This is a genomic window from Nakamurella aerolata, assembly GCF_013002705.1.
Classification (GTDB): domain Bacteria; phylum Actinomycetota; class Actinomycetes; order Mycobacteriales; family Nakamurellaceae; genus Nakamurella; species Nakamurella aerolata.
The window spans coordinates 541410-563517 of the sequence record NZ_JABEND010000002.1; the positions used below are offsets into that span (position 1 = coordinate 541410).

The 22108-nt window shown below is 69.5% G+C and carries 25 protein-coding genes; 17 read left to right on the forward strand and 8 right to left on the reverse strand.

All coding sequences use genetic code 11. The annotated features are described in order from the left end of the window. Positions 1-83: 83 nt before the first annotated feature. From HKD39_RS05645 to HKD39_RS05660, 4 genes are read right to left on the reverse strand one after another with little or no spacing between them, the layout of a single operon-like run. Positions 84-1034: a carbohydrate ABC transporter permease gene (locus tag HKD39_RS05645; RefSeq protein ID WP_171198814.1), complete on the reverse strand. Its 951-nt coding sequence runs from the start codon at positions 1032-1034 to the stop codon at positions 84-86. After that, complete coding sequence (locus tag HKD39_RS05650) at positions 1031-2014, reverse strand: carbohydrate ABC transporter permease (protein ID WP_212754015.1); 984 nt, start codon at positions 2012-2014, stop codon at positions 1031-1033. The genes HKD39_RS05645 and HKD39_RS05650 overlap by 4 nt, the downstream gene beginning before the upstream one ends. After that, positions 2011-3354, reverse strand: a complete 1344-nt coding sequence (locus tag HKD39_RS05655) for an ABC transporter substrate-binding protein (RefSeq protein WP_171198815.1) — start codon at positions 3352-3354, stop codon at positions 2011-2013. Before HKD39_RS05655 ends, HKD39_RS05650 begins: the two co-directional genes overlap by 4 nt. Next, entirely contained in the window at positions 3354-4754 is a 1401-nt protein-coding gene (locus HKD39_RS05660) for a lactonase family protein (protein ID WP_171198816.1), read from the reverse strand. The genes HKD39_RS05655 and HKD39_RS05660 overlap by 1 nt, the downstream gene beginning before the upstream one ends. A 127-nt stretch (positions 4755-4881) precedes the next feature. Here HKD39_RS05660 and HKD39_RS05665 point away from each other — a divergent pair, with 127 nt between their 5' ends. The 16 genes from HKD39_RS05665 to map all read left to right on the forward strand — a co-directional run bounded on the left by HKD39_RS05665 (position 4882) and on the right by map (position 16539). Continuing rightward, positions 4882-5889 (forward strand): pseudouridine synthase, encoded by a 1008-nt coding sequence (locus HKD39_RS05665; protein WP_212754017.1) that lies wholly within the window; start codon positions 4882-4884, stop codon positions 5887-5889. A 159-nt stretch (positions 5890-6048) separates the two neighbouring features. Beyond that, a complete protein-coding gene (locus HKD39_RS05670) occupies positions 6049-6894 on the forward strand; it encodes a hypothetical protein (RefSeq protein WP_171198817.1) in 846 nt (281 codons plus the stop codon). Between the two features lie 503 nt (positions 6895-7397). Then, positions 7398-7766 (forward strand): 50S ribosomal protein L14, encoded by a 369-nt coding sequence (rplN, locus tag HKD39_RS05675; protein WP_171198818.1) that lies wholly within the window; start codon positions 7398-7400, stop codon positions 7764-7766. A 5-nt stretch (positions 7767-7771) separates the two neighbouring features. Beyond that, entirely contained in the window at positions 7772-8086 is a 315-nt protein-coding gene (gene rplX, locus HKD39_RS05680) for a 50S ribosomal protein L24 (protein WP_171198996.1), read from the forward strand. Beyond that, positions 8086-8670 carry a 50S ribosomal protein L5 gene (gene rplE / locus HKD39_RS05685; RefSeq protein ID WP_171198819.1) on the forward strand — a complete coding sequence of 195 codons (585 nt, stop codon included), beginning with the start codon at positions 8086-8088 and terminating at the stop codon, positions 8668-8670. Before rplX ends, rplE begins: the two co-directional genes overlap by 1 nt. Before the next feature lie 3 nt (positions 8671-8673). Next, complete coding sequence (locus HKD39_RS05690; protein ID WP_171198820.1) at positions 8674-8859, forward strand: type Z 30S ribosomal protein S14; 186 nt, start codon at positions 8674-8676, stop codon at positions 8857-8859. A 157-nt stretch (positions 8860-9016) separates the two neighbouring features. Continuing rightward, positions 9017-9415 carry a 30S ribosomal protein S8 gene (gene rpsH, locus HKD39_RS05695; protein ID WP_171198821.1) on the forward strand — a complete coding sequence of 133 codons (399 nt, stop codon included), beginning with the start codon at positions 9017-9019 and terminating at the stop codon, positions 9413-9415. Between the two features lie 38 nt (positions 9416-9453). Then, positions 9454-9990, forward strand: coding sequence for a 50S ribosomal protein L6 (gene rplF, locus HKD39_RS05700; protein WP_171198822.1), 537 nt, complete (start codon positions 9454-9456; stop codon positions 9988-9990). 2 nt (positions 9991-9992) lie between these two features. After that, positions 9993-10367, forward strand: a complete 375-nt coding sequence (gene rplR / locus HKD39_RS05705) for a 50S ribosomal protein L18 (RefSeq protein ID WP_171198823.1) — start codon at positions 9993-9995, stop codon at positions 10365-10367. 1 nt (position 10368) lies between these two features. Beyond that, the gene (rpsE, locus tag HKD39_RS05710) at positions 10369-10986 is read left to right on the forward strand and encodes a 30S ribosomal protein S5 (RefSeq protein ID WP_171198824.1); all 618 of its coding nucleotides are present in this window, start codon (positions 10369-10371) and stop codon (positions 10984-10986) included. Between the two features lies 1 nt (position 10987). After that, positions 10988-11200, forward strand: a complete 213-nt coding sequence (rpmD, locus tag HKD39_RS05715) for a 50S ribosomal protein L30 (RefSeq protein ID WP_171198825.1) — start codon at positions 10988-10990, stop codon at positions 11198-11200. A 2-nt stretch (positions 11201-11202) separates the two neighbouring features. Beyond that, positions 11203-11646, forward strand: a complete 444-nt coding sequence (rplO, locus tag HKD39_RS05720; RefSeq protein WP_171198826.1) for a 50S ribosomal protein L15 — start codon at positions 11203-11205, stop codon at positions 11644-11646. 526 nt (positions 11647-12172) lie between these two features. Then, a complete protein-coding gene (locus tag HKD39_RS05725; protein WP_171198827.1) occupies positions 12173-13237 on the forward strand; it encodes a hypothetical protein in 1065 nt (354 codons plus the stop codon). Positions 13238-13752: 515 nt separating this feature from the next. After that, a complete protein-coding gene (gene secY / locus HKD39_RS05730) occupies positions 13753-15081 on the forward strand; it encodes a preprotein translocase subunit SecY (RefSeq protein WP_171198828.1) in 1329 nt (442 codons plus the stop codon). Beyond that, positions 15081-15671 (forward strand): adenylate kinase, encoded by a 591-nt coding sequence (locus HKD39_RS05735; RefSeq protein ID WP_171198829.1) that lies wholly within the window; start codon positions 15081-15083, stop codon positions 15669-15671. The genes secY and HKD39_RS05735 overlap by 1 nt, the downstream gene beginning before the upstream one ends. A 4-nt stretch (positions 15672-15675) precedes the next feature. Beyond that, positions 15676-16539 (forward strand): type I methionyl aminopeptidase, encoded by an 864-nt coding sequence (map, locus tag HKD39_RS05740; protein WP_343074605.1) that lies wholly within the window; start codon positions 15676-15678, stop codon positions 16537-16539. A gap of 26 nt (positions 16540-16565) precedes the next feature. Here the strand turns inward: map and pdxR are convergent, their stop codons facing one another. After that, a complete protein-coding gene (gene pdxR, locus HKD39_RS05745; RefSeq protein ID WP_171198830.1) occupies positions 16566-18155 on the reverse strand; it encodes a MocR-like pyridoxine biosynthesis transcription factor PdxR in 1590 nt (529 codons plus the stop codon). A 67-nt stretch (positions 18156-18222) separates the two neighbouring features. Between pdxR and HKD39_RS05750 the strand changes: the two genes are divergently transcribed. Then, positions 18223-19188, forward strand: coding sequence for a DMT family transporter (locus HKD39_RS05750; protein WP_171198831.1), 966 nt, complete (start codon positions 18223-18225; stop codon positions 19186-19188). A gap of 68 nt (positions 19189-19256) precedes the next feature. On the opposite strand, the gene HKD39_RS05755 is transcribed toward HKD39_RS05750, so the two are convergent. The 3 genes from HKD39_RS05755 to HKD39_RS05765 form a co-directional block, all read right to left on the reverse strand. Beyond that, positions 19257-20045, reverse strand: a complete 789-nt coding sequence (locus tag HKD39_RS05755) for a serine hydrolase (RefSeq protein ID WP_171198832.1) — start codon at positions 20043-20045, stop codon at positions 19257-19259. Positions 20046-20124: 79 nt separating this feature from the next. Next, positions 20125-21075, reverse strand: coding sequence for an NADP-dependent oxidoreductase (locus tag HKD39_RS05760; RefSeq protein ID WP_171198833.1), 951 nt, complete (start codon positions 21073-21075; stop codon positions 20125-20127). A 195-nt stretch (positions 21076-21270) separates the two neighbouring features. After that, positions 21271-22062 (reverse strand): MerR family DNA-binding transcriptional regulator, encoded by a 792-nt coding sequence (locus tag HKD39_RS05765; protein ID WP_171198834.1) that lies wholly within the window; start codon positions 22060-22062, stop codon positions 21271-21273. Positions 22063-22108: the final 46 nt, after the last annotated feature.

Below are 22108 nucleotides of genomic sequence, written 5' to 3' on the forward strand. Positions count from 1 at the left end.
TCGTCACGGTTGTGTCGTCACGCTGTCTCGTCACGCCGCTCCGGACGCGTCCTTGACGGGCGGCGGTGCCGTGGCACCGGGCGCTACTTGTCATAGCCGGAGGCCAGGGCGCCGACAACGTAGCGCTGGAAGATCAACACCAGTACCACCGGTGGCAGCAGCGCCAGCACGGTTGCGGCAGCCAGCGAGTTCCACGAGAACGCCTGCACCGACTGGAATCCGACCAGCAACGGCGGAACGGTGAGCTGATCGGTCAGCACCAGCGCGTAGAAGAACTCGCTCCAGGCCTCAAGAAAGACCAGCACGCCGGCGGCCACCAATCCGGGCCGGGCCAGCGGCGCCACCACCAGCAGCAACGTCTGGATGCGCCCCGCCCCGTCGATCCTGGCGGCCTCCTCCACCTCGATCGGCAGCTGGTCGAAGTAGTTCTTCAGGATGAGAATGGCCAGCGGCAGGGTGATGACGTTGTAACTGATCACCAGCGCCCACGGGGTGTCCAACAACCGCAGGATGCGCATCGCGGCGAAGATCGGCCCGACAACGGCGATGGCGGGCACCACCCGGCTGACGATGATCGAGGTCTGGAACGCGCGCGACCCCCGGAACGGGTACCGCGACATCGCGTAGGCGGCAACGCCTGCCACCACCAGGTTGACGATCACCACAACAACGGCCACCAGCAGGCTGTTGCCGATGGCGGCGACCAGTCGCGACGATCCGCTCTCCGAGCCGAAAGAGGTGCCCTCGGTGCGGCCCGACAACAGCGCGCTGAAGTTGTCAACAGTGACCGCCTTCGGCACGAAGCTGAACCCGCCGGTGCTGGAGGCGGGGGTCAACGCGGACACCACCAAGAACCACACCGGGATCAGCACCCAGCCGGCAAACAGCAACGCACACAGGTAGATCAGCACGGTCAGCGGCCACGGGCGGCGGCGGCCGGGATTGCTGCGCACCCGCCGCTTGGTCGGTGCGCCGGCGGTGGTTGCGGCTGGGGCGGTGCCGGTGCTGCTGGGCGCCGGGGTCCTGGTCGTCATCGGGTCACCGCGCCGTTGTCTGAGCGGGCCACCAGCCGAACCGTCAGCAGCCCGCCGAGCAGCGCCAGCACCGCCAACACCACAGCCAGTGCCGAGCCCAGCCCGATGTTGGTCACCACGAACAACTGTCGGTACACCACGATGCTCAACACCTGGGTGGCATCGCCGGGGCCGCCCTGCGTCATCGCAAAGATCACGTCGAAGCTGAGAAAGGCGTAGATCACGTTCAGCACCGTCACGGTGGCGGTGACCGGGCGCAGCCACGGCAGGGTCAGGTAGCGAAAGCGTTGCCAGACACCGGCTCCGTCCAGCTGCGCGGCCTCGGCCATGTCGGTCGGCATGGTCTGCAGGCCGGCCAGGAAGAGAATGCCGGCGAAGCTGGCCTGCCGCCAGATCGATGCCACCGTCACCAGAATCAGCGCCGACGTCGGGTCCGCCAGGTAGTCGCGTTGGCCGTCCTGCAGACCGATGCCGGTGAGCAGCACGTTCAGGCCCCCGACGTCGCCGTCGGCGAACCAGCGCCAGAGGATACCGAGCACCAGCCACGGCATCGCCCACGGAATGATGAGCAGCGTGCGGCACAGCCCGCGGCCGACGAAACGCTGGTTCAGCAGCACCGCGATGGCCAGCCCGAGCACCGTCGAACCGACAACGAAGCCGATCGAGAACAGCAGCGTGGTAAGCGCCGATTTCCAGAACACCTCGCTGGACAGCACGGTGCCGTAGTTGCTGAGACCGACAAACGGTCCGAGGTGCCGACCCGACGCCGGCGGGCGAAATACGCTGTACACCACGGTGATCACCGTGGGAATCACCATCAGCGCGGCCAGGATGACGATGGCCGGTGACGTCATCAGCAGGCCGAACCGGCGCCGGGACCTGGCCGCAGGATGGTTCCGGTCGGTGTCGCCGGGCCGGTTGCCTGAGCCGGCGGCCGGTCGCCCGGTGGGCGCCATGGTCCCGGTAGCGGTGGGACTCACAGGCCACCGTCCTTTCGAGTAGCCCGCGCCGCGTCGGCCAGATCGGCCACGCACTGGCGGGGAGAGTTCTGCCCGAGCAGCAACCCGTGCACCAGATCGCCCACCTTGGCCTGGAATCCCGGGTACCAGGTCTCGGTGCGGGCCGGCACCACTTGTGAGCCCGAGGCAAAGGTGCGATCCAGCAACGTCAGGTCGTAATAGTCCGGATATGCCTGTTGCACAGCGGGATCGGTGAAGAACCCGCGGTAGGGGGCCGCCAACCCCGCAGCCTTGGCCCACTGCGTCGAAACGGTGAACTTGCCGGCCGCGTCCTTCCAGCCGTAGTAGCGCATCAACGCCCACGCGTCGGTGCGGGCCGGCGGCTGCGACACCGCCCCCATCTGCAGTACCTCGCCGATCTGCAGGGTCTGCACGGCGCCCATCGCCAACTGCACATGCTGCGCCTGCGGACCGTCCAACTGCCGCACCGTGGACAGGAAATAGTGGTGCAGCGCAAAGAAACTCGCCTCGCCGTTCGCCATCAGGCCGGCGCTCTTGGCCGGGTCGTCGGTCAGCGCCGAGGTCGGGGTGAGGCCCTCGCGATACATGCTCTGCCACCAGGCCAGCACGTCCTCCGACGTCGGGTCGTCGGCGAACACCGGGTCGCCGGCATCGTTGAACGGCACCACCCCCTCGCTGAGCAGGTACCGGATCAGGAACTCCTCGCAGTACTCCTTGACCCAGTACGACACGTAGGGGGTGGGCTGGCCCGCGGACTTGAGGGCCTTGCACTGTCGGTAGGTCTGCTCCAGTCCGACGGGCGGGTCGGCAAAACCGTGTTGGCGCAGCAGCTCCGCGTTGTACATCAGCATGTGGACGGCGGAGAAGTACGGGACCGACAGCACCTGCCCGCTCGCAGTCACGTGCCGCTCCCGCGCCGATGGATACAGCTCGTCGAGCAGCTGGTCGATCTGCGGTTGCCCGGCCAGGTCGGCTGCCCATTCCTCCTGCACGAATTTCCGGCTGTTGTACGAGTAGTTGTAGTAGACGTGTGGGATGTCGCCGCCGCGCAGCCTGGTCTGCAGTGCTGCGCCATATCCCAACGACGGCAACACATTCACCTCGACCGGCACCGTCGACTGCGCGCTCCACTGCGACACCAGCGACTGGATGGTCTGTGGCTGGAAGTCCCAGGTGAGCAGGTTGAGGGTGCCGGTCCATTCCGGTTCCACTGTGCACCCGGTCAACGTGCCGAGGCCGCCGACCGCGGCGGTGCCGGCCAGCCCGGCCAACCCGGCCCAGCGCAGCGCTGAACGGCGACTGAGGGTCGCTCCGGCGGCAGGGGATGGTGGTGCAGTCATCATCGGTCTCGCTGTTCGGTAGGTGACGGCCGGCCCCCGCGATCAGCGTGCCATGGCAGCAGCCAGGCAGCGCCGGGACACTCCACCAGCGCCGGCGGTTGCGGTCCCGACAGTCCGTCGTCGTCGAGCATCAGCATGCTGAGCTGCCCCGAGTCCCAGCCAGCCACCAGCAGTACCCCTGGCTGCGGGCACAGGTGTTGCGGCCATCGGACCCCGCTGGACACCTCGGCCAGCAGCCGCGGTGCCGGGTCCGCGGCGAACACCGAGATGGTGTCGTGCCCGCGGTTGGCGAAGTAGACAGGGCCGGGAGTGCCTGCGGCACCGGCGATGTCGCCTGGATAGTTGCGCTCCGAACGGCTGAGCGCGGCGCCGGTTCGCTCGCTTCCCGGCAGCCGCACCCAGGCCGGACGGGCCGGACGGGCCGGACGAGCCGGACGGGCCGGGACGTCGGCCGGGTCCGTCGCTCCGGCCGAGTCTTGGGACCCGGCTTCCGGCAGCTGCGCCGGCGCTTCGTCCAGGGTTCCCACCAGCAGCTCACCGGAGAGCTCCGCGGACACGGCGACCCGCAGCGGATTCGCGGCGCCGGCTTCGGCGCCGGTGGCGACAACGGCATGGGCCGCGGCATCGGCTGCGGTAGTCACGGAGGTGCCGGTGGTGCCGGCGGCGTCCGTGGTGCCGGCGGTGCCGGCCGCACCGGCGGGCACGCCGACGGCGGTGCTGGGGTGCTGCGGGTCGGGCAGCAGCACCAGATGCCGTGGGCCGGCGCCGGGCGGGGTCGCCCACCGCCCGGTGGGCAGTAGCCGGCCGGACGGGTCGATCCGCATGCGCCGCAACAGGTCCGCACCGAGATCGGTGATTAGCAGCTGCCCGTCGGACAGTGTTGTCAGCTGGTGCGGGTGCGGCGCCTTTTGCCGTGCCGGCTCGGCGTTGCTGCCGGCGCCGCCGAGCAGGGTGAGCACCGGATCGCCGCTGGGCCAACCGGTTTCGTCCAGCGGTATGGCCGCCACCGTGCCCGAGGTGTAGTTGGCGACCAGCAGCCAGTGCCCGTCCGCGGCGACCGCGAGGTGACAGGGCTCGGCGCCGCCGGAGGGCAGCGTCATCGACTCGCCGACCCGGCCGCGCCCGGTCACCCGCCAACAGTGCACGGTGCCGTCGTCGCCCTCGCCCGCGGTGCCGTACACCACCGGCAGCGTCGGGTGTGCGGCCAGCGCCGACAGCCGGTCGGCCACGGCCACCAGCCGCGGAGCCAGCGCCGGATCGCCGTCCCACCAGGTCAGGCCGAACGATCCCGCGGGTTGTCCGGGGTGCGGCCGCTGCGGCCCCGTCGGTAACCACGACGGGGCCGGCCTGGTCGCGATCCAGTAGCCCGACCCAGCGTCGGTATCGCCACGAAACGCCATCCGCTGATTCAACCAAAACAACGTTTCATTCAGGTTTCGTCGCTGACTCCAGCGGCGGGTCGGACCCTGGGGCGAGCGCCACGGCGGCGCGGCAGGGCGGGGCGGCGGCTGCTGCCTACCATGGGGCGTGCCCGCCACTCCGCCACTGCCGCAACGGTTCGGGCTGGATCCGGCCAGGATTCGGCTGCCGGCGATCAGCGCCGCGGCGAGCGCCGGCGCCGAGGGTACGCCCGGTACCGGCGGTGCTGACGGTGTCGGCGGTACCAGGGACGATGCCGGGGGACCGGCCGGCACCATCAGGGACCACCTGGTCGCGTTGCTGCGCGGCAAGGTGTCCGCCGAACGGATCGACGGCATGTTCGCCGAGGGCCGCTACGTCGACGACGCCGGGCAGGTGATCACCGCCGACGCGCCCTATCGACCGGGACTGCGGATCTGGTTCCACCGCGATCTGCCGGACGAACCGCAGGCGCCGTTCCGCGCCGAGGTGCTGTACCGGGACGAGCGCATCGTGGTGGTGGACAAGCCGCACTTCTTGGCCACCATCCCGCGCGGGCAACACATTCAGCAGACGGTGGTGGTGCAGCTGCGCCGTGAACTCCAGCTGCCGGAACTGGTGCCGGCGCATCGGCTGGACCGGGCCACCGCTGGCGTGCTGCTGCTCACCGCCGACCGCCGCTACCGCGGCGCATACCAGAATCTGTTCAGGGATCGCCTGGTGCACAAGCAGTACCGAGCGGTGGCCGGCTTCACCCCGAAGCTGCGGCTGCCCACAACGGTGACCTCGCACATCGTCAAGGAGCGGGGGGTGCTGCGGGCCTACGAGGTGCCGGGCGTGCCGCCCAACGCCAGCACCCTGATCGAGCTGATCACGGCAGCGGGCGGCGTTGGGCTCTACCGGCTGACTCCTGAGACCGGCAAGACGCACCAACTGCGGCTGCATCTGGCCGGGCTTGGCATCGGCATTGTGAACGACCCGTTCTACCCCGATCTGCTGGACGTCCCGCGGGACGATTTCAGCCGACCGCTGCAGCTGCTGGCCCACACCCTGCGCTTCACCGACCCGATCGACGGCCGGGTCAGGGAGTTCACGTCCCGGCAGCGGCTGCAGCTGGAGCCGGCCCGACCGGGTTGACCGGACGCCGGGGCCGGCGGCAGCTGCGAGCTGGATAGATCTGGACGGAACCGCACGGCGGGGGCAGCGTCGTATCAACAGTTCCGGGGAACGCGACCGCAGGGCCGCGTACCGGCAGCGAACGACACGTCAACCAGAACGCATCGCGGGGAGAGCATCATGAATTTCATCCGACGCACCACTGTCGCGGCCGGCGCGGGTCTGCTGGCGCTGATCGGCGCTGCCGCGCCTGCCGTCGCGATGCCGGCGCCGACCGAATCGACCGCGCCGGCCCAGCAAACCGTGCCGGCCGCGGTGGCGAGCACCTTCCGGTCCATGGCCGACGTGCTGCGCAGCTACGTGTTCACCACCGACCTCGCGACGCTGCCGGAGGCGCAGCGGGCCGTGCGCGCGTCGGTGATCGATCCGGCGCAGGCCGCCGAGGTTTCCGCAGCCATCAAGAAGATGCCGGCGGCTCAGGCCACGCAGCCGCGCACCGGCACGGTGTTCTCGGTCGAGCCGTTGCGCGAGGGCGCGGTCAGTTCGGCCATCGCCTTCTACATGGCCGAGCTGAAACCCGCGAACGAGCCGCCGTACGGCTATCAGGTGCTGCAGTGGACCTGGTCGTACCGCGACGACGCGGCCGCCAGCGCCGCTCTCACCAGGCACCTGGAATTCTTGAAGTCGGATCAGCTCGATTTCGGTGATCTCGAGGCCGACGGCTCGTACGAGGACATGCGGGTGACGTCGCTGACCAACGGCGGCTACAGCGACATCAACGACGGCTACCTGGTGCAGTCCAGCTGGCGCGGGACCAGCGAGGGTGCCTTCTACTTCCGTGAGGGCAATGTCGTCACCAAACTGCAGGCGCAGGAGTACTTCGACAACAAGACCTCCGCGCCCACCCGCGGTGCCTTCGCGCTGGCCGACACGCTGGCCAAGCGGCAGGCCAGCACCCACGGTGCCGCGACCGTCACCCCCGCGGTCCAGCAGCTGGAGACCACCCCCATCGACCGGCAGCGCTGAGGCGCTCCGCCGCACGTCGACTCGACAACACCGATGTTGACCGTCACCGTGAGGTGGCGGTCAACATCGGCATGTTGCCGACCACCGCCGGGTCGGTGCCGGTGGCCACCCTGAGATGAGTGAACGCCCGTACCGGCGCGGGCACGCGCGGATGAGTCAACGACCCGACCGGCGGGCGTCGTGGACGAGTCCATCTGTGAGTGAACCCGGGCGATTTGGGGAACGGCCGACCGATCGGTACAGTTGACGGCGGTCTGTCGTGCGCAAGCACGACACGGCTACTGGCCTGGCGGGGTCGGAAATCCTGCCAGGGCTCGTCACTGCAGTGTTCTACACGTTCTGGCCGATCGGCCGGCATCGCTTCCGACGCGAATGCCCCGGTCCGCCGCGGACAAGAGCGAAAAGGCGAGAGCGCAGTTCTCGTACTTCCTCTTGTCTTTTCGTGTGTCCAACGGCAGGGCCGAGTCAGCACCAGACCCAACGACCGACAAGGAACGATTGCTGTGATTCAGCAGGAGTCGCGTCTCCGGGTCGCCGACAACACCGGCGCCAAGGAGATCCTGTGCATCCGCGTGCTGGGCGGTAGCTCCCGGCGCTACGCGGGCATCGGAGACAAGATCATCGCCACCGTCAAGGACGCGCTGCCCGGCGCAGGCGTCAAGAAGGGCGACGTGGTCAAGGCCGTCATCGTGCGCACCGTCAAAGAGCGGCGCCGCCCGGACGGCAGCTACATCAAGTTCGACGAGAACGCCGCCGTGCTGATCCGCGACGACGGCGACCCGCGCGGTACCCGCATCTTCGGGCCGGTCGGCCGCGAGCTGCGGGACAAGCGCTACATGAAGATCATTTCGCTGGCTCCGGAGGTGCTGTGATGAGCATGAAGGTTCGCAAGGGCGACACCGTGCTGGTCATCGCCGGCAAGGACAAGGGCGCCAAGGGCAAGGTGATCCAGGCCTACCCGGAGACCAGCCGGGTGCTGGTCGAGGGGGTCAACCGGATCCGCAAGCACACCAAGGTGTCCACCACCCAGCGTGGGGCCAAGTCGGGCGGCATCGTCACCCAGGAAGCCCCCATCCACATCTCCAACGTGATGGTCGTCGACGGCGACAACAAGGCGACCCGAGTCGGCAAGCGCACCGACGAGTCCGGACGGCGCGTCCGGACCTCGCGTCGGTCGGGTAAGGACCTGTGATGACCACCGCCACCGAAAACGCAACAACCGAAGAGAAGATCGTCCCGCGGCTGAAGACCCGCTACGCCGACGAGATCAAGCCGGCGCTGAACGGCGAGTTCAACTACGCCAACGTCATGCAGATCCCCGGCGTCACCAAGGTTGTCGTCAACATGGGGGTCGGCGAGGCCGCCCGCGACGCCAAGCTGATCGAGGGCGCCGTCCGCGACCTGGCCACCATCACCGGGCAGAAGCCAGAGGTGAAGCGGGCCCGCAAGTCCATCGCGCAGTTCAAGCTGCGCGAGGGCATGCCGATCGGCGCCAAGGTCACCCTGCGGGGCGACCGGATGTGGGAGTTCCTCGACCGGCTGCTGACCATCGCGCTGCCGCGTATCCGCGACTTCCGCGGCTTGTCGCCCAAGCAGTTCGACGGCAACGGCAACTACACCTTCGGCCTCAACGAGCAGAGCATGTTCCACGAGATCGACATCGACAAGATCGACCGGCCGCGCGGCATGGACATCACCGTCGTCACCACGGCCACCAACGATGACGAGGGCCGGGCGCTGTTGAGGCACCTGGGCTTCCCGTTCAAGGAGAACTGATCCATGGCCAAGACCGCCCTGATCAACAAGTCCAAGCGCAAGCCGAAGTTCGCCGTGCGGGCCTACACCCGCTGCAACCGTTGCGGCCGCCCGCATTCGGTGTACCGCAAGTTCGGCCTGTGCCGGGTGTGCCTGCGCGAGATGGCGCACAACGGCGAGCTGCCTGGCGTTTCCAAGAGCTCCTGGTGAGCTGAGCGCGGCCAGCCCGCGCCGGCGCCGACGGCGCCACCCGCACCGACCATCCACATCAGCATTCGAATCACCGCTTCGTCACAGGCCCGTTGCGGGGCAACGCGACAAACGTTGCCCCGCAACGGGAACCAGGCGAGAAAGGTAGCTGCACGCCATGACGATGACCGATCCGATCGCGGACTTCCTGACCCGCATCCGGAACGCCAACTCTGCTTTCCACGAGCAGGTGACCATGCCGTTCTCCAAGCTCAAGGGGAACATCGCCGACATCCTGGTCAAGGAGGGGTACATCTCCGACTGGACCACCGAGGATGCCGAGGTGGGCAAGGCGCTGGTGGTCAACCTCAAGTACGGCCCCAACCGCGAGCGTTCCATCGCCGGCATCAAGCGGGTGTCCAAGCCAGGTCTGCGCGTCTACGCGCGCAGCGGCAACCTGCCGAAGGTGTTGGGCGGCTTGGGTATCGCCATCATCTCCACCTCGACCGGTCTGCTCACCGACCGCCAGGCCGCTCGTCAGAAGGTGGGCGGGGAAGTCCTCGCCTACGTCTGGTGACGGACCGCTCGTACCTCTTCAGCTAAGGAACTCATCACATGTCGCGAATCGGAAAACAGCCGATCCCCGTGCCTTCGGGGGTCGACGTGACAATCGACGGCTCGCAGGTGACGGTCAAGGGCCCCAAGGGCAGCTTGCAGCACACCGTCGTCGAGCCCATCACCGTCAGCAAGGGTGACGGCGTGCTCGAGGTCAGCCGCCCTGACGACGAGCGCGAGTCCCGCGCCCGGCACGGCCTGACCCGCAGCCTGGTCAACAACATGGTGGTCGGCGTCACCGAGGGCTACTCCAAGACCATGGAGATCGTCGGCGTCGGTTACCGCGTCACCGCCAAGGGCAAGGACCTTGAGTTCGCGCTCGGTTACTCGCACTCGGTGCCGGTGGCCGCCCCCGAGGGCATCTCCTTCGTGGTGGAGTCGCCGATCAAGTTCCGCGTCGAGGGCATCGACAAGCAACTGGTCGGCGAGGTTGCCGCCAACATCCGCAAGCTGCGCAAGCCCGACCCGTACAAGGGCAAGGGCGTGCGGTACAGCGGCGAACAGATTCGCCGCAAGGTTGGAAAGACGGGTAAGTGACCATGTCGAACTCTTCAAGCATTTCCGCCCGTCGGGCCGTCGGCCGGACCCGCAGGCACTTCCGGCTGCGCAAGAAGGTCGTCGGCAGCGCCGAGCGACCCCGCCTTGTCGTCACCCGCTCCAGCCGGCACATCGGTGCCGCCCTGGTGGACGACGCGATCGGCCAGACCGTGGCGTCGGCGTCAACTCTGGAGGCGGACCTGCGTTCGCTGGACGGCGACAAGACCGCCAAGGCCCGCAAGGTCGGCGAGCTGATCGCCGAGCGCGCCAAAGACAAGGGCGTCGTCGCGGTGGTTTTCGACCGCGCCGGCGACAAGTACCACGGTCGCGTTGCGGCCCTGGCTGATGGCGCCCGCGGCGCCGGACTGGAGTTCTGAGATGCCCGGACAGCAACGAGGCAACTTCGGCGGCGGCGGAGATCGCGGCCGGCAGGGTCGCGACGGCCGTCGCGGCCGCGACGGTGGCCGCGAGGCCGCCGAGAAGAACCCGTACATGGAGCGCATCGTCACCACCAACCGGGTGGCGAAGGTGGTCCAGGGTGGCCGCCGCTTCTCCTTCACCGCGCTGGTCGTCGTCGGTGACGGCGACGGGCACGTCGGCGTCGGCTACGGCAAGGCCAAGGAAATCCCGGCAGCCATCAGCAAGGGCGTCGAGGAGGCCAAGAAGGCCATGTTCCGGGTGCCGCGGATCGCGCAGACCATCCCGCACCAGGTGCAGGGCGAAGCGGCCGCCGGTGTCGTGCTGCTCAAGCCGGCCAGCCCCGGTACCGGCGTCATCGCCGGTGGCCCGGTGCGTGCCGTGCTGGAGTGCGCCGGGATCAACGACGTGCTGAGCAAGTCGCTCGGATCGGACAACCCGATCAACATCGTCCACGCCACTGTGGCGGCGCTGAAGTCGCTGCAGCGGCCCGAAGAGGTTGCGGCCCGCCGCGGTCTCCCGATCGAAGACGTCGCTCCCGCCGCCATGCTGCGGGCGCGCGCCGGCCAGGGAGTGTGAGATGGCTCAGCTCAAGGTGACCCAGATCCGCTCGACCATCGGCACCAAGCGCGGTGCCCGTGAGTCGCTGCGCAGCCTGGGCCTGAAGCGGATCCACCAGTCCGTTGTGGTCGAGGACACCCCGGTGGTGCGCGGTTACCTGCGCACCGCCACCCACCTGCTGTCGGTCGAGCCGGCAGCGGCGGGTTCCACCAAGAACGAGAAGGGAGCCTGATCATGTCGATCAAGGTTCATCACCTTCGCCCGGCCCCTGGCGCCAAGACCGCCAAGACGCGGGTCGGCCGCGGTGAGGGCTCCAAGGGCAAGACCGCCGGCCGCGGCACCAAGGGCACCGGCGCGCGCAAGAACGTCCCCGCCGCCTTCGAGGGCGGGCAGCTGCCGTTGCATATGCGGCTGCCCAAGCTCAAGGGCTTCCGGAACCGGTTCCGCACCAGCTACCAGGTGGTCAACATCGGTCAGTTGGCCGAGCTGTTCCCGCAGGGCGGCACCGTCGGCGTCGACGAGTTGGTCGACGCCGGAGCGGTCCGCAAGGGCCAGCTGGTGAAGGTGCTCGGCAACGGCGACCTGAACGGCGTCAGCCTGCAGGTCACCGCGCACGCCTTCTCCGGCTCCGCGTCGGACAAGCTGGCCGCCGCCGGCGGTAGCGCCACCACGCTCTGACGTTCAGCACCACCGAGTTTCAGCACCACTGAGTTTCAGCGACACCGAATCTCAGCAGCACCGAACTTCAGCCACACCGAACGGCCCCGCGACCACCTGGTCGCGGGGCCGTTCGGTGTTGCGGGCGGTTCACAGATTCAGCACCACTGCCATTCCCGGCAGTTGCGGGCCGATACGAGCGCGGAATGGCCCGGGTTTGTCGGTGGTGCTGAATTTCGGCGACGGCATCGGTCATGATCGGCGCCGGTCACGAGCGTGGGGTGGCTGCGGTGTGTTGCGGGCGGTTCACAGATTCAGCACCACTGCCATTCCCGGGCAGTTGCGGGCCGATACGAGCGCGGAATGGACCGGGTTTGTCGGTGGTGCTGAATTTGGCGACGGCATCGGTCATGATCGGCGCCGGTCACGAGCGTGGGGTGGCTGCGGTGTGTTGCGGGCGGCTCGGTGTTGCGGGCGGTTCACAGATTCAGCACCACTGCCATTCCCGGGCAGTTGCGGGCCGATACGAGCGCGGAATGGACCGGGTTTGTCGGTGGTGCTGAATTTTGGCGACGGCATCGGTCATGATCGGCGCCGGTCACGAGCGTGGGGTGGGGCTGCCGGCCCGGCGCATGAGCGCGGGGTGGCGGAGGCCCGGCGAACGAGCGTGGGGTGGGTGCGGCCGGTCGACCGAGCGTTGTGGACAACTGCGAGGAGACGCGGCGTTGTCTTACACAGTTGTTTGGTGGGAGAAACGCCGACCGAGTTGCTCGCTCCCGGCTCCGGCGTCGCCATGGCCGGGACGAGCAAAACCCGGCGGAATCGGCTCGACTACCTGACCAGGACCGGCCGGCTAGTCAAGATATTGCCAGGCACCTACACCGCGCCGCGATTCGCCGAGAATCCGACCATCCTGGCGCGGGCGTTCACCGCGGCGCATCCGACCGCCGTCGTCGTTGGGCGCTCGGCCGCTGCGCTGACCTACTGGCCCGAGCTAGAGGGCCTCCCGGTGGAGATCGTCGACTCGCACCTCGTCGAGAATCCGCTCTTTCGCGTTCGGCGCGCCTCGATCCCGGACGAGCTGATCGGCCTGGTGCACGGGATACCGGTGACAAGGCCCGCGCTGACAGCGCTCGATCTCTGCCTCGGTGACGTTGGGCCCGAGGCGATCGACAGAGTGCTGTTGCGAGGCGGAACCACCCTGGACGATCTGCACCGCGCCCTGCGGCTCACGCGCGGCCGCTGGGGAAACCGGGCTCGCCGGCGGCTGCTCAAGGACTCGGCGACCATGGGTTGCTCGGAGCTCGAACGCCGGGCGCACCGCGTCCTCAGGCGCGCGGGTATCACCGAGTGGGTGGCCAACCGCCGCTACCGGATTGGTGACTCGATCCTCATGCCCGACATCAGGTTCACCCGCGTCCGGCTGCTCCTGGAGTTCGACGGCTACGCCTTTCACCACCAACGAGAGGCGTTCGAGTCGGACCGGACCAGAGACAACTTGGCGCAGCTGCACCGCTTCATCGCGCTGCGGTTCACCCACCTCAGCCTTGAGGACGAGGGGGAGTTCGTTCGCCAGGTGCGCGCCGCGGAGCGGTTGGCGCAGCCGTACTGAGCCGGCAGCGGCCGACGCCGGCGCCGATCCGGCTGGTCAGATCACCGCGGTCAGATCACCACGGTCAGATCACCACGATTCAGCACCACCGACAGAAGTGAGGCATTCGTCGGACGCGCGCGCCCGGATGGCGCCGAGTTTGCGGCCGGGGCTGAATCTCGGCCGACCGATCGTGCGGGCCGGCAGCGAGCGCAGACCAGCCGCGCCGCGAGCCGCCAGCCGCCGGCCGCCGAACGGCCAGCGAGGAAGCTCACCCGCCAACCCCGCCGCTCGACGCGGCAGCAACTCCGCCGCTCGACGCGGCAGCGGCGGGCCTCGTCGTGACTGTCCGATCCAGAGCCGGCTGCGCGGAAAGTTGCTCACGCAGTGTGCAGTAAGCTCCTAGAGCGGCAGTCGCTTTCGCTGTCGGGCACCGCTGTGCCCGCGTCCGCGCTGCCAGGTTGTGCACCCCGGTCGCCATGCCAGGCCGGCCGAAATCCGGGCCAGGTAATGCGGCGGCACCAACAGGAGGACCCTTGCTGAAAGCCTTCGTCTCGGCGTTGAAGACGCCGGATCTTCGCAAGAAGATCCTCTTCACGCTGGGCCTGATCGCCGTGTACCGGCTCGGGGCCACCGTGCCGACCCCCGGGGTTGACTACACCAACGTCAACTACTGCTCCCAGCAGTCTGGCTCCAACAACGACCTGCTGTCGCTGCTGAACCTGTTCTCCGGTGGCGCGCTGCTGCACGTGTCGGTGTTCGCGCTGGGCATCATGCCGTACATCACCGCGTCGATCATCATCCAGCTGCTCGGCGTGGTGATCCCGCGGTTCGAGCAGCTCAAGAAGCTCGGCCAGGCCGGCCAGGCCAAGCTGACCCAGTACACCCGCTACCTCACGGTCGGCCTCGGCGTGCTGCAGTCGACCGCGTACGTCGCGCTGGCCAAGAACGGCGGCATCTTCCAGAACTGTGACCGTGAGGTCGTCCCGGAGAGCGGGTTCGGTCTTGTCGTCATGGTGCTGGTGATGACGGCCGGGACCGCCGCCGTGATGTGGATGGGTGAGCTGATCACCGACCGCGGCATCGGCAACGGCATGTCGCTGCTGATCTTCACCTCGATCGCCGCCCGGATCCCGCAGGAGGGCATCAATATCCTGCGGCAGAACGGTGGGGTCGTCTTCGGCGTCGTCGTGGTGATCGCCCTCGGCATCATCGCCGCCGTGGTGTTCGTCGAGCAGGCGCAGCGCCGCATCCCTGTGCAGTACGCCAAGCGGATGATCGGCCGCCGCATGTACGGCGGCACCTCCACCTACCTGCCGCTGAAGGTGAACCAGGCCGGCGTCATCCCCGTCATCTTCGCGACCTCGCTGCTGTACATCCCGCAGCTGATCATCAGCCTGATGAACCCGACCATCGACCCGAACACCGGCCAGGTGACCGGCGGTGGCTGGCAGCAGTGGGTCAGCTTCAACATCGTGAACCAGAACAGCTGGATTCACATCGTCCTGTACTTCGCGCTGATCATCTTCTTCACCTACTTCTACGTCGGCATCACGTTCAACCCGACCGAACGGGCGGACGACCTGAAGAAGTACGGCGGCTTCATCCCCGGCATCCGACCGGGCCGCCCCACCGCCGAATACCTGCAGTACGTGCTGAGCCGGATCACCTTCCCCGGGTCGCTGTACCTGGGCATCGTGGCGATCCTGCCCAACCTGTTCCTGTCGATCACCGGTGACGGGCAGAACCAGAACTTCCCGTTCGGTGGCACCGCTGTGCTGATCATGGTCGGTGTCGGCCTCGACACCATCAAGCAGATCGAGTCGCAGCTGATGCAGCGCAACTACGAAGGGTTCCTGCGCTGATGCGGGCGATGATCATCGGTCCGCAGGGCGCGGGCAAGGGCACCCAGGCGACCCGGATCTGCGGCGAGCTCGGCATCCCGCACATCTCCACCGGCGACCTGTTCCGCGCGAACATCGCCGGCGGTACCGAGCTGGGCAAGCTGGCGCAGAGCTACACCGACGCCGGCAAGCTGGTCCCCGACGACGTCACCCAGGCGATGGTGGCCGACCGGCTGGCCCAGCCGGACACCGACAACGGTTTCCTGCTTGACGGGTTTCCGCGCAACCTCAAGCAGGCCGAGTGGCTCAGCACCCTGCTGGCCGAGCGGGGCACCCCGATCGAGCGGGTGCTGCTGTTGACCGCGCCGGACGAGGTGCTGATGGAGCGCATGTTGGCCCGCGGTCGTGCGGACGACACCGAAGAGGCGATCCAGCAGCGGCTGGACATCTATCACGCCGAGACGCTGCCGCTGGTCGAGTACTACGGCGACCGGGTGGTGCAGATCGACGGTGTCGGCGAGGTTGACGACGTGCACGACCGCATCGCCGCAGCATTGGACGGCACCGGGCCGGATCCGCAGCCGGCCACCACCGACGCCGTCGGCGGCTGAGCGAGTGCGCTGGCCGTTCGGATCGGGCTCGCCAGGACGCAAACGACGGATCGAGCTCAAGACCCGCGGCGAGCTGCAGGCGATGCGCGCCAGCGGCCTGACCTTGGCCGGCATCCTCGACTCGGTGCGGGGCAGCGCTGCCGCCGGCATCACCACCGGCCGGCTCGACGAGGTGGCCCGGCAGGCGCTGATCGACGCGGGAGCGACTTCCAGTTTTCTTGGCTACCAAGGGTTTCCGGCCGCCATCTGCACCAGCGTCAACGACGAAGTGATCCACGGCATCCCCGGCGACCGGGTGCTGCAGGCCGGTGACCTACTCAGCGTCGATGCCGGCTGCATCGTCGACGGGTGGCACGCCGACGCCGCCTGGTCCATCGTGGTGCCGGGGGACCCTGCGCAGATGGACGACGACCAGAACACCGCAGACCAGCAGCTCATCGACGCCGCGTGGGCCGCGCTGTGGGCCGGAGTTGCGGCCGCCAAGGCCGGGGCAAGGCTCGGTGACGTCTCCGCCGCGATCGAGGCGGCGGCCGGAGATTACGCGCCGATCAAGGACTTTGGCGGGCACGGCATCGGCACCGCGATGCACATGGACCCGTACGTCGCCAACCGCGGCAAGCCCGGTCGCGGCCAACGGCTGGTGCCGGGGACGGCGTTGGCGATCGAACCGATGCTGGCCGCCGGTCGCGGCGCGGTGTCGGAGCGGTCGGACGGCTGGACGGTGGTGACCAGGGACGGCCGGCGCGGCGCCCACGTCGAACACACCATCGCGGTGCTGTCCGACGGCGTCACCGTGCTCACCGCCCGCGACCGCGGCGCCAGCGGACTGAGCGAGCTCGGCGTCGAGCCGGTCAACCTCGATCTGTAGCTCGATCGGGCAGCCAGAACGGCCCGTCACCGCAGCGCGAGCACCTGTTCGGCGATCTCGGTGCCAGCCTCCCGCAGCCGATCGGCGCTGGTCGCGGCGTAGCCGAGCACCAATCCCCGCGGTGCGGCGGCGATGGCGTGCCAGGACAGCGGCTGCACCCGGATCCCGTTGCGCAGCAGCCGTTCGGCCAGCACCGTGTCGGGAACGGTCAACTCCGGCAGGCCGACAACGAGGTGCAGCCCGGCGGCCACCCCGTGCAGCACGAACGGCGCCCGCCCGGTCAGCCCACCCTGCAGTGCCGACACCAGCGCGTCGCGGCGCTGGCGGTACCGAGTCCGCACCGCTCTGATGTGCCGCTCGTGCCGGCCGCTGCCGATCCACTGCGCCAACACCAGCTGCGGCAGCACGCAAGCGCCCAGGTCCGTCGCGTGCTTCACCGAAACCACCTCGGCCAGCAGGTGTTTCGGCGGTACCAGCCAGCCGAGCCGCAGCCCAGGGGCAAGCGTCTTTGACGTGCTTCCGGTGTAGGCAACCCGGTGCGGCGCGCTGGCCTGCACCGCAGGCACCGGTGGGCGGTCGTAGCGGAACTCGGCGTCGTAGTCGTCCTCGATCAGCAATCCGTCGGCGGCTTCGGCCCAGGCCAGCAGCTGCTGCCGCCGGGCGGGCGACAGCACCACCCCCATCGGGAATTCGTGCGCCGGTGTCAAGCTGGCCGTGCGGACCGACAAACGTTGCAGCGCAGCGGTATCGGCGCCGTCGTGGTCAACAGGCAGGCGTTCGGTGGACAGCCCCCAGTACTCGAACTGCTCTCTCGCGCCCCGCGAACCTGGATCCTCCACCGCCACCGAGGTCTGGCCGGCCCGCAGCAACACCTGGGCCAGCAGTGCCAGCGCCTGCGCCACCCCGTTCACCACAACGATGCCGTCCGGATGGGTGCGCACCCCGCGGCTGCGGCCCAACCAGTCGGCCAGCTCGGCCCGTAACCGCGGGTGGCCGCGCGGATCGCCGTAGCCGAGGTCGGACGCCGTCGCGCCGGCCAGCGCTCGCCGGCCGGCCGCGGCCCACTCCTGATGGGGGAACCCGGCCAGGTCGGGCAGCCCTGGTGACAGGTCGATGCGGACCGTCGGGTCGGGTCCGGCGGCGCCGGCAGGCAGCGTCGGGCTGTTCGGAAGCAGCGGGGCGGTCGCCGTGGGCTGCCCAGCGCCGTCGTCCTCGCCCGGGTCGGACGGGCGGGCCAGAACGATGGTGCCGGAGCCGCGGCGGGCCGCGATCAGCGCTTCGTCGGTCAACCGGCGGTAGGCCTCAACCACCACCCCGCGGGACAACCGCAGCTCGCCGGCAAGGGTGCGACTGGCCGGCAGCAGCGTCCCGGCGCCCAGTCGGCCGTCGATGATGGCCGCCCTGATCTGGGCGGTGAGCCAGTCGGTCAGCCCCGGCCCGCCGATGCCCCGGTCCGGTGCGGACAACTGCAAGAAGTCGGACCCGGCCCGCGGTGGCTGCCGCTGCGCCGGCGTCGGGACGGTGGCCCTCCCTCGGGCCGTAGCTCGGGCGGCCGCTCCTGGTGCTGCTCCGGGTGCCGGCCGGGTCGGAGGCTGGGCGGGGGAGTCGGCCGACATTGGTCCATTGTGCGGGTCGCCGATTGGACCTGGCAGGTGGGCCACGGGTGCGCAGAGGATGTGGGCCATGACCAACACCGTCAACGGGGCGGGCGCGCCCACCACCGCGGCAGCTCCGGTCGCCACACAGCGCGGCCGGCTGGTGCTCGGGGCGCTGCTCGGCGCCGCTGCGATGACGCTGGTCGGTGGCAGCATCGCCGCGTCCAGGGTGCTGGCCGACGCGCCGTCGCTGACCGCGCAGGCCGTGCGGTACGCGCTGGCCACTGCCCTGCTGGCCGGGTACGCCAAGCTGCGCAGGGTGCCGTTGCGGCGCCCGCGCGGGTGGCAGTGGGCTTGGCTGCTCGCGGTTTCCGGCTGCGGTCTTGTGGTGTTCAACCTGGCGTTGATGGCCGGGTCACGGCACGCGGAGCCGGCCGTGTTCGGGGTGGCGATGGCAGCGGTGCCGGTGCTGCTGGCGCTGCTCGGGCCGGTGCTCGAACACCGCGCGCCGACGGTCCGGGCGGTGCTCGGCGCGCTGGTGGTCACCGCAGGTGCGGCGCTCGTCGAGGGCTTCGGTCGGACCGATGCCGTCGGATTGTTGTTGGCCGTCACCGTGTTCGTCTGCGAGGCCGCCTTCACACTGTGTGCGGTGCCGGTACTCGCGCAGCACGGCGCCGTCGGGGTGTCGTGGCACGCCTGCTGGATCGCGACCGTCGCCTTCGGCGTCGGGGGAGTGTGGCGGGAGGGGCCGACGGCGGTGCTGCGGTTCACCTCGGGCGAGTGGGCTGCGGTGATCTACATGGCGGTCGGTGTCACCGCGGTGGCTTTCGTGTGTTGGTACACCGGGGTGCGGCTGCTGGGCTCGGACCGGGCGGGTCTGCTCACCGGGGTGGCGCCGGTGGCCGCGATCGGCGCCGGCATGCTGCTCGGTGATGCAGCTCCGGCCCCGGCGGTGTGGCTCGGAATCGCTGTGGTGGCAATGGGTTTGACGATCGGGCTGCGCGCCGGCCGGCGCCGGGCCGGGCGGGTGCCGGTGGCGCCGGCGGTCGAGTAGGGCGCCGCGGCCCGAACCGGGCCAGGGCTGCAACTGCGGCGGGGCGCGGCAACTGAGCGCCGGAGCGGTCAGTCGGTGATCAGCTTCCGGATCCGCTCGCCGATGCCGAACATGGCCCCGAGCACCTCGTCCCGCTCGCCGGCCGAAGGGTCGGCCGACTCAGTGAACGACGCCAGCACCCCGTAGGCCACCGAGCGTTTCGGGCCGGTGACAACGCCGACGTCGCACCGGATACCGGTGTCGGTGCCGGTCTTGTGAGCCAGGCTGATCCCGCGGTCGGGTTCGAAGTGGCACAACGGGTCAAGGCCGAACGCGCCGGCCGTCATCGAGGTATCGGTGTCCAAGGCGAGCCACCCGAGCACCTGCCTCGACACTGCTCTCGACCGCACCTCGCCACGGTGCAGCCGGGCCATCAGGTCGGCGAGCTCGGCGGCGGTGCCGACCGACAGTGCGGGCGGATCGGACGGTCCGCGGCTGGCCCGCACCCGGTCAAGCAGTGCGGTGTGTTGCAGCTCAAGGGTTTTCGCCCGCTCGATGACGGACGGAATCCCGACATGGCGCAACAGCACGTTGGTGGCAAGGTTGTCGCTGACCCCGCCGACCAGCACGGCAAGATCGGCCGGTGACCATTCGGTGGCCGAAAGGTGCTGCAACAGACCGGAATCGGCGATGTCGTCCTCGGCAGTGCGGCGCAGCGGAATGGTGGCCCGCAGCCGGCCGTCGGCCAGCCGGATCGCCACCTCGATCAGCAGCAGAATCTTGCCGATGGAGGCGGTCTTGTGCACGCGCTCGCCGCCGTCGAACTCCAGCACGCCGCCGTTGTCGGCATCCAGCAGGCAGACACTGATCTCAGCCACGGTGGCCAGCCTAGGCCGACCGTCGCGCAGCTTCAGGGAGCACCCGCCGGTGGTCGCGGCTGGCGGCAACTGACCCGGCTCAGGAAACGATGACGAGCTTGCCGCGGGTGCGTCCGCTGCGGCTGGCGTCGAACGCGGCGCCGACGCCGTCGAGACCGAAGGTGCCGGCAACCTCGACGGTGAGCCGGCCGGCGTCGGCCAACTCGCCGAGCAGAGCCAGCTCCCGCCCGTTGGGGCGGACCCACACGTAGCGGCCGCCCTTCTGGGTGACGGTCGGGTCGGCGACCGAGGCCTGCGGCGCGCCCGGTTTCAGCACCGCGACGGTGACGTCGAGAACCCCGCCGACAAAGTCCACAACGGCGTCAACACCGTCGGGCACCAGCGTGCGCAGCCGCTCGATCTCGCCGTCGCCGTAGCTCACCGGCTCGGCGCCGAGCCCACGCAGGTAGTCGTGATTGCGTTCGGAGGCGGTGGCGATCACCCTGGCCCCGGCCGCTCTGGCCAGCTGCACCGCGAACAGTCCCACCCCACCAGCGCCACCGTGGATCAGCACCGTTTTGCCGGCGCCCGGCTGCTGCTGCGGGTCGGCCGTCGGCGCCAGACCGACGGCCTGCAGCGCGCGCAGCGCGGTCAGGCCGGCCAGCGGCAGTCCACCGGCCTGCTCCCAGCTCAATGCCGTCGGTTTCGGCGCGACGGCCTCGGCGGCCACCGCGACCAGCTCGGCGAAGGTGCCGCCGTGCACCACGTCCTTGCGGGCGTATGCCATGACCTTGTCACCGGCCGCGAACTCGGGAGTGTCCGGTCCGACGGCCACCACCTCACCGGCAACGTCCCATCCGGGAATGACGGGAAAAACGGTGTCGAGCAACGCATCCAACGCCCCGGCCATCACTTTCCAGTCGACCGGGTTGACGCCGGCGGCCCGCACCTTGATCAGCACCGCGCCGGGCGCCACCTTGGGATCGGGCAGCTCGCCCACCCGCAGCGCCGAATTGTCCTTGGCGTAATGGTCGTAGCTGGTTGCTCGCATCTACTGATCCTCTCGCGAAATGGCCGCGGGCGCCGCGGCGAACCGCGTTGAACGCCGCACCGCGCCGAACGATGCGCCGCTGTGCGACACGCCGCGCTGAACGACGAACGCACGGCCTGCCTGCCGTCACCGGCAGCAACCGCGAGTCACGGTGCCGGCATGCCGACGCCGCAGCGATGGTGACGATGGGCACAGTCAGCCGGGCCGCGGCGCTCGCAGTTCGTCCAGGTAGCCGGCCAGCAGTCCGGCGGCGCGCAGCAATGTGTGCCCGCGGGTGCTGAGCTGGTCCCGCCACCGTCGCACCGACTCCGCCAACGCCTCGATGTTGCCGGCGCCGCGCAATTCGCGCATCACCACGGCGATCTCGGCGCGCGGGCGGCCGCCCCGGCGCAGCATGTGCGCCAATTCGGCCTCGCGGACGTCTGCGGGTCGATAACGGCGCTGGCCGGTGTGTGGATCTCGCGCCGGCGTGAGGATGCCGGCGCGTTCCCAGGCCCGCAGCGTCGCGGCCCCGATCCCGAGGCGACGGGCCAGCTCACCGGTGGTGAACGGGGCGGCCGACCCGCCCGCGGCGTTCACCGCTGTCAGGTGGTGCTCTGCTGTCAGGTGGTGCTCTGCTGTCAGGTCATGCGGGGTGGGCGAGTGCTGCGGATGGTGTCCGTTGTTCGCGTTGTGCAGAGCCAGCGCACTCTCGACGCTGCGCAGGGTGGCGCGGTCGCGGGCGAGCTCGGCGTGCACCGCATCGATGGTGGTCAGCACCTCGTCGAGTCGTCCGGCGGTCGCGGCCTGCAGCAAACGCCGGGCGCGCCCGTGCCCGACGGCGGGCACCAGCGCCAGGTACGCGCCCACTCCGGCGGCGTGCGTCTCGGCGTAGTTCCGGTATCCGGAGGTGCTGCGGTTGGCCGGCGGGACGATGCCGGACTCCTCGTAATTGCGCACCGCCTGCGCCGACAACCCGAAGCGCTGCGCCAGCTGACTCGGCCGCACGACACCTCGCTAATGGTTTAGTCGTTGGAAGGTTTGGACGACATCC

Excerpts from the sequence above, each read along its gene's own strand:
- HKD39_RS05645 (WP_171198814.1), bottom strand. The coding sequence starts at position 1,034 with ATGACGACCAGGACCCCGGCGCCCAGCAGCACCGGCACCGCCCCAGCC.
- rplF (WP_171198822.1), top strand. The coding sequence starts at position 9,454 with ATGTCGCGAATCGGAAAACAGCCGATCCCCGTGCCTTCGGGGGTCGAC.
- rpsE (WP_171198824.1), top strand. The coding sequence starts at position 10,369 with ATGCCCGGACAGCAACGAGGCAACTTCGGCGGCGGCGGAGATCGCGGC.
- rplX (WP_171198996.1), top strand. The coding sequence starts at position 7,772 with ATGAAGGTTCGCAAGGGCGACACCGTGCTGGTCATCGCCGGCAAGGAC.
- rplO (WP_171198826.1), top strand. The coding sequence starts at position 11,203 with ATGTCGATCAAGGTTCATCACCTTCGCCCGGCCCCTGGCGCCAAGACC.
- HKD39_RS05690 (WP_171198820.1), top strand. The coding sequence starts at position 8,674 with ATGGCCAAGACCGCCCTGATCAACAAGTCCAAGCGCAAGCCGAAGTTC.
- HKD39_RS05660 (WP_171198816.1), bottom strand. The coding sequence starts at position 4,754 with ATGGCGTTTCGTGGCGATACCGACGCTGGGTCGGGCTACTGGATCGCG.
- rplE (WP_171198819.1), top strand. The coding sequence starts at position 8,086 with ATGACCACCGCCACCGAAAACGCAACAACCGAAGAGAAGATCGTCCCG.
- rpmD (WP_171198825.1), top strand. The coding sequence starts at position 10,988 with ATGGCTCAGCTCAAGGTGACCCAGATCCGCTCGACCATCGGCACCAAG.
- rplR (WP_171198823.1), top strand. The coding sequence starts at position 9,993 with ATGTCGAACTCTTCAAGCATTTCCGCCCGTCGGGCCGTCGGCCGGACC.
- HKD39_RS05760 (WP_171198833.1), bottom strand. The coding sequence starts at position 21,075 with ATGCGAGCAACCAGCTACGACCATTACGCCAAGGACAATTCGGCGCTG.
- HKD39_RS05735 (WP_171198829.1), top strand. The coding sequence starts at position 15,081 with ATGCGGGCGATGATCATCGGTCCGCAGGGCGCGGGCAAGGGCACCCAG.
- HKD39_RS05670 (WP_171198817.1), top strand. The coding sequence starts at position 6,049 with ATGAATTTCATCCGACGCACCACTGTCGCGGCCGGCGCGGGTCTGCTG.
- HKD39_RS05750 (WP_171198831.1), top strand. The coding sequence starts at position 18,223 with ATGACCAACACCGTCAACGGGGCGGGCGCGCCCACCACCGCGGCAGCT.
- rpsH (WP_171198821.1), top strand. The coding sequence starts at position 9,017 with ATGACGATGACCGATCCGATCGCGGACTTCCTGACCCGCATCCGGAAC.
- HKD39_RS05655 (WP_171198815.1), bottom strand. The coding sequence starts at position 3,354 with ATGACTGCACCACCATCCCCTGCCGCCGGAGCGACCCTCAGTCGCCGT.
- pdxR (WP_171198830.1), bottom strand. The coding sequence starts at position 18,155 with ATGTCGGCCGACTCCCCCGCCCAGCCTCCGACCCGGCCGGCACCCGGA.